This is a genomic window from Pseudomonas sp. BRM28 (assembly GCF_002939405.1).
In the GTDB taxonomy this organism is placed as follows: Bacteria; Pseudomonadota; Gammaproteobacteria; order Pseudomonadales; family Pseudomonadaceae; genus Aquipseudomonas; species Aquipseudomonas palmensis.
Genome location: NZ_PEFV01000001.1, coordinates 5,578,320 through 5,590,620 on the forward strand (window position 1 = coordinate 5,578,320; position 12,301 = coordinate 5,590,620).

A 12,301-nucleotide genomic window follows, 5' to 3' on the forward strand; every position below is an offset into this window, starting at 1 on the left:
GTTCGCCAGCAAGGCTGGCTCCTACAGGAGCAGGCCTTGCTGGCGAATGGGTGCGGGTCAGCGCAGGCGGGTACGGATCCGGTGGCACACGTTGAGCACCTGCTCCACCTCGCCCTCGCCCAGGTCGATCTTGCACGCCATGTTGCTGAACACCTGCGCCGCCTCGGCCTTGAGCTCACGGCCCTTGTCGGTCAGCAGCAGGTTGCGTCGGCGCCGGTCGCTGGGGTCCAGGTACACGGTGATGAACCCCGCATCCGCCAGGCGCTTGACGATTGGCGTCAACGTGCCCAGGTCGAACAGGGTGAGCTCGCTCAAGGCGCTGATCGACACATCATCCTTGCCCCACAACCCGGCCATCACCAGCAGTTGCGGGTAGGTGACGCCACGTCGCTTGAGCGGTTCGGCATAGTCCCGAACCATGGCGTTGGCTGTCGAATACAGCGAGAAACACAGCATCTTGTCGAAGTCGAACGTCGGGTCAAGCATGCACACCTCCCGCGACGCGGCTGTAGTGATGCACCGCGTCGACCAGTACTGCAACCGCCTCTGGCGAAGTGGCCGGCGAAATGCCCTGCCCCAGGTTGAACACATGGCCGAAACCGGCCGCCGGTGGTCCGAACGTCTGCAGGGTGCGTCGCACCTCGCGGCGAATGCTCGCCTCGTCTGCCAGCAGCACGGCCGGGTCGAGGTTGCCCTGCAGCGCCACGCAGTTGCCCACCAGCTGGCGTGCCAGCGCCAGGTCACACGTCCAGTCCAGGCCCAGCGCATCGGCGCCGCTGTCGGCCAGCGGGCTGAGCCACTGGGCGCCACCACGGGTATGCACGATGGAGGGAATGCGCACGCCATGCTGGGTCTTGTGCAGGCGCGCCAGCACTTCACGCAGGTAATACAGGGAGAAACGCCGATAGGCAGCGTCGGCCAGCACACCGCCGAAGCTGTCCACCAGCATCACCGCCTGGGCGCCGGACTCGATCTGTGCATTGAGGTCGGCAGCCACCGCGTGACCGAGCACCTTGAGCAACCGGTGCAGCAGTTCCGGGCGACGGTAGAGCATCTTCTTGATCAACTGGCAGTCGCCCGGCGGGCCACCCTCGACCATGTAGCAGGCCAGGGTCCAGGGGCTTGCGGCAAAGCCCACCACCGGCACCTTGCCCTCCAGTTCGTGACGCACCTGGGCAAGGGTCTGGTAGGTGTGCTCCAGCGCCTCGGGTTCGGGCACGCGCAGGCGCTCGATGGCCGCCTCGTCACGCAAGGGGTGACGAAAGCGCGGGCCATCGCCGTTCACGCAGTACAGGCCCAGCCCCATGGCGTCGGGCAGGCTGAGCATGTCGGCGAACACCACGGCGGCATCCAGGCTGAAACGGCGCAGCGGTTGCAGGCTGGCCTCGGTGGCCAGGTCCGGGTTCTTCACCAGGTCCAGGTACGAGCCGGCCCTGGCACGCAGGGCACGATGCTCGGGCAGGTAGCGGCCGGCCTGGCGCATCAGCCAGACAGGCGTATGCGCCGTGGGTTGGCGCAGCAAGGCCTTGATAAACGTATTATTGTGCAAGGACGGGTAACTCATGCTGGTTCGCGAAATTCACTGCACAGCTCATGACTGGCGCCGCGGGGCGGCATCGGCAATCGTGCTGCGCAAGGCGTGGAGCGTGGCGCGGTAATCGGGCTGGGAAAAGATCGCCGTACCGGCCACGAACATGTCGGCACCGGCCGCAGCGACCTGGCCGATGGTGTGAAGGTTGACCCCGCCATCCACTTCCAGGCGGATGTCACGGCCACTGGCATCGATCAGCTTGCGCGCTGCTTCGATCTTGGGCAAGACCGCCGGGATGAACGACTGCCCGCCGAAGCCGGGGTTGACCGACATCAGCAACAACAGGTCGAGCTTGTCGAACACATACTTGCATTCCTCCAGCCCTGTTGCCGGATTGAAGGCCAGGCCCGCCTTGCACCCCAGATCCTTGATCAGTTGCAGGGAGCGGTCCAGGTGAACGGTGGCCTCGGGGTGAATCGAGATGTAGTCGGCACCCGCCTCGGCAAATGCCTGGATCATCGGGTCCACGGGGGTGACCATCAGGTGCACATCCAGCGGCGCGGTGATGCCGTAGCTGCGCAGGGCCTTGCAGAACTGCGGCCCCATGGTCAGGTTGGGTACGTAGTGGTTGTCCATCACGTCGATGTGGATGACGTCGGCACCGGCAGCCAGAACCCGCTCGGCTTCCTCGCCCAACCGGGCAAAATCGGCCGCCAGCATCGACGGGGCAATCCAGAACTCTTTCACACGCCTACTCCGTTACTCATTGGCTATTCGTCGCACCGGGCCCTGCTCGTTTTGCGCAAGGGCGGTGTTGATCTGTGCGATCAGGCTGTCACTTGCCGCTTCGAGATGAAAATGGTGCCCGCCATCATGCCAGTGCACACGGCTGGCCCAGGGCAACGCTTTTTTGCGCTTGTCGAATTCCGGGCCGGCAAACAGGCCCTGGCGCCCGAGCATCACATGCAGCGGGCAACTGATCTGACGCAGGAAGTCGCAGGCCTGACGCTCGGTCAGCTGCATCGGTTCGGGCAGCACCAGCCGCGGGTCGTGACGCCAGCGGTAGCCATCCCCCACGCTGAGCAGGTCGCGCATGGCCAGCAGGCGTGCCGAGGCCGGCGAGAGCAGGCCGTCGATACTGTTGCGCCGCTCGTTGACCGCCGCCTCGACGCTGCTGAACTGCACGCTGTCGGGGGCCGAGAACCCATGCAGGCGGGTGCGCAGGGCCAGGCGCATCAGGCGATGGGCCTTCTTCAGGTGCTCCACGGTGTCTTCTTCGGCGATGGTGAACGGAGCGCCCATGCCATCGAGGAAGATCATGCTGTCGATGGACTTGTTCATCGCCCCCAGGATCGACGCGATGCCGCTGCCCATGGAATGGCCGATCACCGAAAAGCGCTTCCAGCCCATGCACTCGACCAGGGTATTCATGTCGTCGGCATGTTCCCACAGATAGTAGCCACTGTCGGCACGCCGATGGTCCGAGCGTCCGTGCCCGGCGAGGTCCGGTGCCACCACGAAGCAATCCTTCAGGTACGGCGCCACCTGTTCGAAGGAGGCGGCGTTGTCCAGCCAGCCATGCACGGCCAATACCGGATGAGCCCCCTCCTCGCCCCAGACCCGCAGGGCAAACGTCTGCCCGTTGACGTCCAGGGTCTGGTCCCTGCTTTTATTGCCAAGACGCATGTAGATACTCCCTGCGTAAGCATTGTTTCGAGGTAACGGGCAACACCCGCAGCGCCTGTCAGCCGGCGGCCGCCAGCTGTGCCGAGCGTGCCGTGTGTTGCAACTGCTTGAGGTCGAACTTGCCGTTGGCGGTGCGCGGCAAGGTGAGCTCGATACTGATTGCCAGTGGCACCTTGTGCGGCTCGAGCCCGGCGCGGCAGCGTTCGAGCAACTGCTCGGCGCTGAGCGTGACGCCCTGGCTCAAGGTCACGAAAGCCCACAGCCCTTCGCCGGCCGCAGCATCCTCGACACCGACCACCGCTGCCGCGTCGATGCCTGCCATGGCGTAGAAGAAGTCTTCCACTTCCGCCGGGCTGACCTTCATGCCGCGGGACTTGATCACGTGATCCATCCGGCCTTCGAAATACAGGTAGCCGTCTTCGTCCAGGTGGCAGTAGTCGCCGGTATGCAGCACGCTCTCCCCGGGATAGGGGCCGGGCTTGAGCTTTTTCGCCGTGGCCTGCGGGTTGCGCCAGTAGCCGGCCATGACCGTGGCGCCGCGAATCACCAACTGGCCCACCTGGTGGGCCTGGTCGATGCGCTGGCCGTGCTCGTCGATCAGCCACAACTCGGTGTTGGGAATGGCGATGCCGACGCTGCCCGGCTTGCTGTCGATGTCCTCTGGCGGCAGGTAGGTGCAGCGCTTGCACTCGGTCAGGCCGTACATGGAGAAGATCTGCGCCTGCGGAAACAGCGCCTTCATCTGCGCAATGTGCGGCGGCTTGAGCGCCGCGCCGGTATTGGTGACCATGCGCACGTGCTCGAAACTGGCGTTGCGCTTGCTCGCGTACTCATGCAGCAGCATGAGCATGGTGGGCACGAACGGGATGACCGTGATCTGGTACTGGCGGATCTTCTTGATCAGGAAGATCGGCCAGGTGAATTCCTTTTCCAGTACCAGGGTGGCGCCCGCGCTCAGCGCCATGATCATCTGGTACAGGCCATAGTCGAACGACAGCGGCAACGAGCAGAGCACGTGGTCGCTGTCGTTGTAGCCCAGGTAGGTGTGCAGCGACGACAGCGCCGCGAGCATGTTGCGATGGGTCAGCATCACGCCCTTGGGCTCGCCGGTGGACCCGGAGGTATAGATGATCGCGGCCAGGTCCAGGTCCAGCGTGCCGCAAGGCACCGGAGCTCCGTTGCCCTGCATCAGCACACCCTCGAAGGTGCGTGTCAGCGCCGAGTCGGCCTCGCCGTCCAGCAGCACGATGGTGCGCAGGTACGGCAGGCTCGGGGTGTCCACCGACAGGCTGGCGAACTTCTCCGAGGTGGTGATCAGCACCGAGGCCTCGGCGTCCCGCACGATGTAGTCAAGGCCGTCGGCGTGGGTCTCCAGGCCGACATTGACCACCACGCCACCGGCCTTGAGCACACCCCAGAAGGCACAGATGGTTTCTACCCGGTTGCCCAGGCACAGCACCACCCGTTCCTGACGCTGCAGGCCACAGGCCTGCAAGCCCGAGGCCAGCCGCGAACTGGAATCGTCGAGGTCGGCATAGGTGTAGGTTTCATCGGCATAGATGACTGCCGCCTTGCGCGGGTACAGGCCGTTGCTGGCCTCCAGTACCTGCTGCAGGAGCACGCTAGACCGGCTCATACTGTACCTCTGGCTGGCCTTGCGAGGCGGTTTCGGGGGCGTTCTGGCGGTTGGCGTCGATGTACTGCGCCAGCGTCGTCACGGTATTGAAGTGCCCGGGGGCAATGGTGTCGGGGTTGACGAAGAAGCCTTCGATCTCGTCCTCCAGGCTGACCAGCAGCTCCATCGAGGTGAGCGAGTCGAGCCCCAGGTGGTCACGCAGGTGCGAGTCGGCACGCACCTCGGTACTGGCTGGCAGCTTGAGCACCACCCGCAGGATCTCGATCAGTTGCGCCTGCGTGGCGCCGCTGGCCGTCACGCCCGGTGCGCTGCTGGCAGCAGGTGCGCTGGCCGGGGCGGCGAGCATGTCGTCCAGCGCCACGTCGGCGTGGCTGTCGCGGATCTCCAGTGCGGTCTGACGGGCCCTGGCCAGGAACAGGCGGCCGTGGCTGACGATCACCTCGGCCGGGTGACCATGGCTGTGGAACAGGGTGGGCGAGGCCGTGGGGCCATAGGCACCGGAGGCCGTCACCGCCAGCAGGTCGCCTTCGCTCAGGGTCTCGATGCGCACGTCACGCCCCAGCAGGTCGTCGGGGCTGCACAGCGGGCCGGAGATATGGTACTCGCGCAGCGGCGCGCCATTGCTGCCGGTGGCGTGCACGATGCGGAAGTTGCGCTTGAGCACCTGGCCGCTGCCCGCCGCGGCACCGTGGCAGTTGGTGCCGCCGTCGGTCACGGCGAAGGTCTTGCCGTGGTTGTGCTTGATGTTGTCGACGGTGACCAGCAGCGCGCCGCATTTGCCGGCCACGAAACGGCCGGACTCGACGATGATGCGGGTACGCGGGAACTGGCGATGGAAACTGTCGAACAGCGGCGCCAGCAGCTGCTTGAGCTGACGGGTGTCGAGTTCCTTTTCGTTCTCGTAGTACTTGATGCCCAGGCCGCCGCCGACGTCGACCATGCTCAGGTCCAGGTCGTAGCGAAGGGTGAGGTTGCGGTACAGGTCGAGGATGTAGCTGGCATTGTCATACACCGACTGGGCGTCGAGGATCTTGGTGCCGTTGTAGACGTGAATGCCCTTGATATGCAGGTTGGGCAGCGCCAGGTACTGGCCGAAATTGGCCACTGCGGTGTCTTCCTCGATACCGAAGTGGGTCGGGCGCCCGCCCATCTTCCAGGGCGAGCCCGAGGCCGAGAAATTGGGATTGATGCGAATGGCCACCGGTGCGGTACAGCCCAGCGAGCCGGCCAGGGCAGAAAGCGCGCGCAGTTCGGTTTCGGATTCGACGACGATGGCGTACACCCCCACTTCCAGCGCCCGGCGGTGTTCCTCGGGCTTCTTATAGGGGCCCAGGAAAATGATGTCCTGGGGTGCAACGCCCGCCTTCAGGGCGATTTCCAGCTCGCCCAGCGAACAGACCTCGGTGTTGCCGCCGTACGAACGGATCAGCTTCACCAGCGACAGATTCGGATTGACCTTGAGCGCGTAGAAGATATCCACGCAGTCGGGCAAGGCGTCGCGCAGTTCATTGAAACTGCTGCGCAGCACCGCCTCGTCATACAGGTAGGTAGGCGTACCGAATGTCGCCTTTGCCTGGAGGACCAATTCTTTGGAAAGCTTCATCTGTTGCTCCCTTCGTTATTATATTTTCCGGTGCCGAATGCGTGCGCGGGATGCGCACCTGCGTCGTCCCGTTAGCCCTGGCGCGTTAAGTGTCGTATCGGATCGCGCAACGCCTGCAACAACGACAGAAAGCCCCTGCCTGCAAAACTTTGCGCGCAAAGTTTGTGAAATTCTCTACTGCGTTTCGCGGTGATGTCAAGATAATTCCAATGAACCCTGGCTGCGGCCGATGGTCACCCCGTTGACGGCGATTTAGGCCGCATAACAGCGTTCAAATGTCGCAGCTGTTACAGATCAGTAGCGCTTTTGCCCAATGAATACAGGGCTTTTATCTGATCCGTATATAAGGCCTGTTTCTGAGTCTGTTTTGTCTGCGGCAGGCTTTCTAGAGTCAGCGCCTGTGCTCGTCCCGTCGGGGGGTGGGCTAGGAAGGAAACGCGGATAAACAGCCATGAGTACTCATCAACAGGCACAGGCCTACAACTACAAGGTGGTCCGGCAGTTCGTGGTCATGACGGTGGTGTGGGGCATCGTCGGCATGGCCATGGGCGTATGGATCGCCTCGCAACTGGTCTGGCCGGAGCTCAACCTGGACCTGCCCTGGACCACCTTCGGCCGCCTGCGCCCCCTGCACACCAGCCTGGTGATCTTCGGTTTCGCCGGCAGCGCGCAATTTGCCGCCAGCTACTACGCGGTGCAGCGCACCTGCCAGGTACGCCTCTACAGCGACTGGCTGACGGCCTTCACCTTCTGGGGCTGGCAGGCAACCATCGTGATCATGCTGCTGAGCCTGCCCCTGGGCCTTACCACCACCAAGGAATACGCCGAGATCGAATTCACCGGCGCGGTGTGGATGGCGATCGTGTGGGTGGCCTATGGCGTGGTGTTCTTCGGCACCCTGCTGCGCCGCAAGGGCACGCACATCTATGTCGGCAACTGGTTCTTCGGGGCCTTCATCGTGGTCATCGCGATGCTGCACGTGGTCAACCACCTGTCGATTCCGGTCAGCTGGTTCAAGTCCTACCCGGTGTACGCGGGGGCCACCGATGCGATGGTGCAGTGGTGGTACGGCCACAACGCGGTCGGCTTCTTCCTGACCACCGGCTTCCTGGGGATGATGTACTACTTCGTGCCCAAGCAGGTCGGCAAGCCGGTGTATTCCTACCGCCTGTCGATCGTGCACTTCTGGGCGCTGATCACCCTGTACATCTGGGCAGGCCCGCACCACCTGCACTACACCGCCCTGCCCGACTGGGCGCAGTCGCTGGGCATGGCGATGTCGATCATCCTGCTGGCCCCGAGCTGGGGCGGCATGATCAACGGCATGATGACCCTCTCGGGCGCCTGGCATAAGCTGCGCAGCGACCCGATCCTGCGTTTCCTGGTGCTGTCGCTGGCGTTCTACGGCATGTCGACCTTCGAAGGGCCGATGATGGCGATCAAGACCGTCAACGCCCTGTCGCACTACACCGACTGGACCATCGGCCACGTGCATGCGGGTGCGCTGGGCTGGGTGGCGATGATCACCTTCGGCGCGCTGTACCACATGATTCCCAAGGTGTTCGGCCGCGAGAAGATGTACAGCATCGGGCTGATCAACCTGCACTTCTGGCTGGCCACCATCGGTACCGTGCTGTACATCGCCTCGATGTGGGTCAACGGCATCACCCAGGGCCTGATGTGGCGCGCCATCAACGACGACGGCACCCTCACCTACTCGTTCGTGGAGGCACTGGTGGCCAGCCACCCGGGCTTCATCGTGCGCTTCGTCGGTGGCGTGTGCTTCCTGAGCGGGATGCTGCTGATGGCCTGGAACACCTGGCGCACGGTACGCGTGGCAGACCCGAAACTGGCACTGGACAACGCGCAGATGGCGTAAGGGGCAGCGAATGAACGGCTGGGCATATGGGTTGTATTGCGTGACCGGACTGATGTTCTTCTACCTGATCACCAGCGCCTGCCTGAGGCGCCATAGCGACCAGGTGGATGACCAGGCAAGCCTCATACCCTTTGCCGATGACCCGGTGGTGGCGCGCCGGGTCGAGCAGGCCATCGGGCGACCGGTGCCTGCCGAGGCACCGGAGGCTTTGCTGAAGGCTTGAGGGTGGTGCTGTACCGGCATGTCCGCAAGAGCGGGTTGATTCGCTCTTGCGGCTTGGCCTATTGGTGACTGACCCAGTAAACCGCCGTCACGACCACCAGTACAATCAGGCAGAGTATCGCCCACGCATCGACACTGCTGTCCGGCTTGCTTGCCTTGCTTGGATTTCCCATTGCATTGCCTCTTGTTGTGGTTATGGGAATGCACTGCACCTGATGCAGTTAAGTCCAGCAATGCCCTTTGCTCAAGCAGGGTTTTTGTACAGCTCGTCGGTTAGTAGTCCATCGCGTCCTTCAGGAACGGGTATCGATACCCTGGCGCCTTGCCAACGGCGCTGAACCCCTTGAAATCCAGCCCATAGTCGCCCTGCTGTTCAAGCGTGAGCCAGCGCCGTGCCTTGACCGCATCGATCAGCTGAAGCACCGGCACCGGCCGCGGCCGGGCGAGCAACTGACCGATCGGCACGCCCTGCGCATCATCGTGCAGCAGCACCATGGCCCACCCGCCCAGAGAAAAGTGCCCGCCCATCAACACGCTCAATCGACCCTCGATTCGCGCCTGCAGGGCCTGTGGCGAACTGTTCACCGCACTGAACAGCACATCCCGGCCCGGCACCCGCCCGGCCTCCTCGAATGCCTGCATCGCGCCGAACGCCATCTCGTCATTGGCCGACCACACCAGCTGCGTACGCGGATAACGCGCACCCAGCAACTGCGCCTGCTCATAGGCGCGCTGGCGACTCCATTCCCCATACACCAGCTGGCGCAGGTGCACGCCGGGCAACTCGGCCAACGCCCGGTGCATGCCCTGCTCACGCAACTGCGCTGCCGGGGTGTGCTTCAACCCCGAGAACGCCAGCAGGTCCACGCCCTGCTCTAGGGCAGCGGGCGGCAACTGCTCGACCAGCGTCTTGAGCATGCGGTAGCCGGCCTCCTCGTCGTTGCCGGTCAGGGTGCCGAGGACCGGCGGATAACGGTCCGGATACTCGTGCACCTGCCGCGCCTGGTCGACCGTCAGGCCGTTGTTGACCAGAAACAGCCTGACCCCGCTGCCGCGCGACAGGCGGATGATCTCCGGCGCCACGTACTGCTCGTTGACCAGCACCAGGTAGTCCGGCCGCTGCGGCCCCTGAAGCGCCTGTCGCGCCTGATGCAGCACACGCTGGCGATCACGCCCGCTGTACTCGACTCGCAGGGACATGCCCAGGTTCTGCGCGGCGCCTTGCATGAAACGCGAGTAACTGACCCAGAAGGTCTCGTCGGCATTGCCCGGATTGAGAAACACCACCGAGGCCGCCTGGGCGCCACTCACCAGCGACAGGCCCAGCCACACCGACAGGCACAAGGCCTTGAGCATTCGAGTACGCTCCTGCAACGCAAAGCGCCGAGTATAACCGCGACGGCACGGGCAACGCTCAGGTGACAGCCAAACGCTAGCCAGTCTCACTTAGTCCATATAGTTCTTTTCATATGCAAAAACATCACTTTTGCGCATAAACGCAAACTGCTATCTTGCCTCGGCTCCGCCCCGGAGTGCGCGGCCGTGCGCGCGATTAGCTGCAAGCAGCCTGAGAACAGGACCCCTATGTACGTATACGACGAGTACGATCAGCGGATCATCGAGGACCGCGTCAAGCAGTTCCGAGACCAGACCCGACGCTACCTGGCCGGTGAGCTGAGCGAAGAAGAGTTCCGCCCCCTGCGCCTGCAAAATGGCCTCTATATTCAACGTTTTGCCCCGATGTTGCGGGTAGCCGTGCCCTACGGCCAGCTGACGTCGCGCCAGACCCGGATGCTGGCCAAAATCGCTCGCGACTACGACAAGGGCTACGCGCACATCAGTACCCGGCAGAACGTGCAGTACAACTGGCCAGCCCTGGAGGACATCCCCGAGATTCTCGCCGAGCTGGCCACGGTGCAGATGCACGCGATCCAGACCAGCGGCAACTGCCTGCGCAACGTCACCACCGACCAGTTCGCCGGCGTTGCCGCGGACGAAGTGATCGACCCGCGCCCATGGTGTGAAATCGTGCGTCAGTGGACCACCTTCCACCCCGAGTTCGCGTACCTGCCGCGCAAGTTCAAGATCGCCATCAATGGCTCGGCCAGCGACCGTGCGGCCATCGAAGTGCACGACATCGGCCTGGAGCCGGTGCACAACGCGGCCGGCGAACTGGGCTTTCGCGTGCTGGTCGGCGGCGGCCTGGGCCGTACCCCGGTGGTGGGCGCCTTCATCAACGAATTTCTGCCCTGGCAGGACCTGCTCAGCTACCTGGACGCGATCCTGCGCGTGTACAACCGTTACGGTCGCCGTGACAACAAGTACAAGGCGCGCATCAAGATCCTGGTCAAGGCCCTCACGCCGGAGGTGTTCGCCCAGAAGGTCGACGCCGAAATGGAGCACCTGCGCGGCGGCAGCACCACCCTGACCGATGCCGAAGTGCATCGCGTGGCCAAGCACTTCGTCGACCCCGACTACCTGGCGCTGGACAACCTCGACAGCCAGCTGGCCGAGCTCGACCAGCAGCACCCGGGCTTCGCCCGCTGGCGCACGCGCAATACCCTGGCGCACAAGAAGCCGGGCTATGTGGCCGTTACCCTGTCGCTCAAGCCGACCGGCGTGGCGCCGGGCGACCTGACCGACAAGCAGCTGGACGCGGTGGCCGACCTTGCCGAACGCTACAGCTTCGGCCAGTTGCGCACCTCCCACGAGCAGAACATCATCCTGGCCGACGTCGAGCAGCGCCAGCTGCACGCGCTGTGGCTGGAGCTGCGTGAAAACGGCTTCGCCACGCCGAACATCGGCCTGCTGACCGACATCATCTGCTGCCCGGGCGGCGACTTCTGCTCGCTGGCCAACGCCAAGTCGATCCCGATCGCCGAATCCATCCAGCGCCGCTTCGACGACCTGGACTACCTGTTCGACATCGGCGAACTGGACCTGAACATCTCCGGCTGCATGAACGCCTGCGGCCACCACCACGTCGGCCATATCGGCATTCTCGGGGTGGACAAGAAGGGCGAGGAGTTTTACCAGGTGTCCCTGGGTGGCAGCGCCAGCCGCGACGCCAGCCTGGGCAAGATCCTCGGCCCCTCGTTCGCCCAGGACGACATGCCGGACGTGATCGAGAAGCTGATCGATGTGTACGTCGAGAAACGTACTGAAGACGAGCGCTTCATCGACACCTACCAACGTATTGGCATCGACCCTTTCAAGGAGCGCGTCTATGCAGCGAATCATTAAGGGCAACCAGATCGTCGACGAAACCTGGCACCTGCTGCCCAAGGACGTCACCCTGGACGAACTGACCAACTGCGACGACTATATCGTGCCGCTGCACCTGTGGCGCGAGCACGCCCATGCCCTCAAGGCCCGCGACGGCGGCCTGGGCGTGTGGCTGGATGCCGACGAGGAAGCCGAGGAAATCGGCGATGACGTGGCCAGCTTCCAGGTCATCGCGTTGAACTTCCCGGCCTTCACCGACGGGCGCAACTACTCCAATGCGCGCCTGCTGCGTGACCGCTACAAGTTCACCGGCGAGCTGCGTGCCATCGGCGACGTGCTGCGCGACCAGCTGTTCTACATGAAGCGTTGCGGTTTCGACGCCTTCGCCCTGCGGGCCGACAAGGACCCGGTCGAAGCGCTGCAGAGCCTGCAGGACTTCTCGGTGACCTACCAGGCCGCCACCGACGAGCCGCAGCCGCTGTTCCGTCGACGCTGAACACCGCCCCATGAAAAAGGCCC

11 protein-coding genes are annotated in these 12,301 nt (G+C 63.9%); 4 read left to right on the top strand and 7 right to left on the bottom strand.

The window, feature by feature from the left end:
- Nucleotides 1-57 precede the first annotated feature (57 nt).
- Genes CR917_RS25565 through CR917_RS25590 form a run of 6 tightly spaced genes read right to left on the bottom strand, consistent with a single transcriptional unit; the run spans nucleotide 58 to nucleotide 6,456 of the window.
- Nucleotides 58-486 carry a MarR family winged helix-turn-helix transcriptional regulator gene (locus tag CR917_RS25565; protein ID WP_043863016.1) on the bottom strand — a complete coding sequence of 143 codons (429 nt, stop codon included), beginning with the start codon at nucleotides 484-486 and terminating at the stop codon, nucleotides 58-60.
- A complete protein-coding gene (hemE, locus tag CR917_RS25570; RefSeq protein WP_054915444.1) occupies nucleotides 479-1,564 on the bottom strand; it encodes a uroporphyrinogen decarboxylase in 1,086 nt (361 codons plus the stop codon). Before hemE ends, CR917_RS25565 begins: the two co-directional genes overlap by 8 nt.
- A gap of 27 nt (nucleotides 1,565-1,591) precedes the next feature.
- Nucleotides 1,592-2,278, bottom strand: a complete 687-nt coding sequence (rpe, locus tag CR917_RS25575; RefSeq protein WP_043863018.1) for a ribulose-phosphate 3-epimerase — start codon at nucleotides 2,276-2,278, stop codon at nucleotides 1,592-1,594.
- A gap of 12 nt (nucleotides 2,279-2,290) precedes the next feature.
- On the bottom strand, nucleotides 2,291-3,217 hold the full coding sequence (locus CR917_RS25580) for an alpha/beta fold hydrolase (protein ID WP_104573049.1): 927 nt from the start codon (nucleotides 3,215-3,217) through the stop codon (nucleotides 2,291-2,293).
- A 58-nt stretch (nucleotides 3,218-3,275) separates the two neighbouring features.
- Nucleotides 3,276-4,853, bottom strand: a complete 1,578-nt coding sequence (locus CR917_RS25585) for a class I adenylate-forming enzyme family protein (RefSeq protein WP_104573048.1) — start codon at nucleotides 4,851-4,853, stop codon at nucleotides 3,276-3,278.
- The gene (locus CR917_RS25590) at nucleotides 4,840-6,456 is read right to left on the bottom strand and encodes a phosphopantetheine-binding protein (RefSeq protein WP_104573047.1); all 1,617 of its coding nucleotides are present in this window, start codon (nucleotides 6,454-6,456) and stop codon (nucleotides 4,840-4,842) included. Before CR917_RS25590 ends, CR917_RS25585 begins: the two co-directional genes overlap by 14 nt.
- 451 nt (nucleotides 6,457-6,907) lie before the next feature.
- Between CR917_RS25590 and ccoN the strand changes: the two genes are divergently transcribed.
- Both ccoN and CR917_RS25600 read left to right on the top strand, forming a co-directional pair.
- Nucleotides 6,908-8,335 carry a cytochrome-c oxidase, cbb3-type subunit I gene (gene ccoN / locus CR917_RS25595; RefSeq protein WP_043863022.1) on the top strand — a complete coding sequence of 476 codons (1,428 nt, stop codon included), beginning with the start codon at nucleotides 6,908-6,910 and terminating at the stop codon, nucleotides 8,333-8,335.
- A 10-nt stretch (nucleotides 8,336-8,345) separates the two neighbouring features.
- Nucleotides 8,346-8,558 carry a cbb3-type cytochrome c oxidase subunit 3 gene (locus CR917_RS25600; protein WP_371920445.1) on the top strand — a complete coding sequence of 71 codons (213 nt, stop codon included), beginning with the start codon at nucleotides 8,346-8,348 and terminating at the stop codon, nucleotides 8,556-8,558.
- Between the two features lie 272 nt (nucleotides 8,559-8,830).
- Here the strand turns inward: CR917_RS25600 and CR917_RS25605 are convergent, their stop codons facing one another.
- Nucleotides 8,831-9,913: an ABC transporter substrate-binding protein gene (locus tag CR917_RS25605; RefSeq protein ID WP_058541135.1), complete on the bottom strand. Its 1,083-nt coding sequence runs from the start codon at nucleotides 9,911-9,913 to the stop codon at nucleotides 8,831-8,833.
- 228 nt (nucleotides 9,914-10,141) lie between these two features.
- On the opposite strand from CR917_RS25605, the gene CR917_RS25610 reads away from it, so the two are divergent.
- The gene (locus CR917_RS25610) at nucleotides 10,142-11,800 is read left to right on the top strand and encodes a nitrite/sulfite reductase (protein WP_043859916.1); all 1,659 of its coding nucleotides are present in this window, start codon (nucleotides 10,142-10,144) and stop codon (nucleotides 11,798-11,800) included.
- On the top strand, nucleotides 11,784-12,278 hold the full coding sequence (locus tag CR917_RS25615) for a DUF934 domain-containing protein (RefSeq protein WP_043859917.1): 495 nt from the start codon (nucleotides 11,784-11,786) through the stop codon (nucleotides 12,276-12,278). The genes CR917_RS25610 and CR917_RS25615 overlap by 17 nt, the downstream gene beginning before the upstream one ends.
- Nucleotides 12,279-12,301 lie beyond the last annotated feature (23 nt).

Bases quoted from the DNA above. Each gene is read 5' to 3' on its own strand.
- ccoN (WP_043863022.1), top strand. From the start codon at position 6,908: ATGAGTACTCATCAACAGGCACAGGCCTACAACTACAAGGTGGTCCGG.
- CR917_RS25565 (WP_043863016.1), bottom strand. From the start codon at position 486: ATGCTTGACCCGACGTTCGACTTCGACAAGATGCTGTGTTTCTCGCTG.
- CR917_RS25600 (WP_371920445.1), top strand. From the start codon at position 8,346: ATGAACGGCTGGGCATATGGGTTGTATTGCGTGACCGGACTGATGTTC.
- CR917_RS25615 (WP_043859917.1), top strand. From the start codon at position 11,784: ATGCAGCGAATCATTAAGGGCAACCAGATCGTCGACGAAACCTGGCAC.
- CR917_RS25585 (WP_104573048.1), bottom strand. From the start codon at position 4,853: ATGAGCCGGTCTAGCGTGCTCCTGCAGCAGGTACTGGAGGCCAGCAAC.
- CR917_RS25580 (WP_104573049.1), bottom strand. From the start codon at position 3,217: ATGCGTCTTGGCAATAAAAGCAGGGACCAGACCCTGGACGTCAACGGG.
- CR917_RS25605 (WP_058541135.1), bottom strand. From the start codon at position 9,913: ATGCTCAAGGCCTTGTGCCTGTCGGTGTGGCTGGGCCTGTCGCTGGTG.
- hemE (WP_054915444.1), bottom strand. From the start codon at position 1,564: ATGAGTTACCCGTCCTTGCACAATAATACGTTTATCAAGGCCTTGCTG.
- CR917_RS25610 (WP_043859916.1), top strand. From the start codon at position 10,142: ATGTACGTATACGACGAGTACGATCAGCGGATCATCGAGGACCGCGTC.
- CR917_RS25590 (WP_104573047.1), bottom strand. From the start codon at position 6,456: ATGAAGCTTTCCAAAGAATTGGTCCTCCAGGCAAAGGCGACATTCGGT.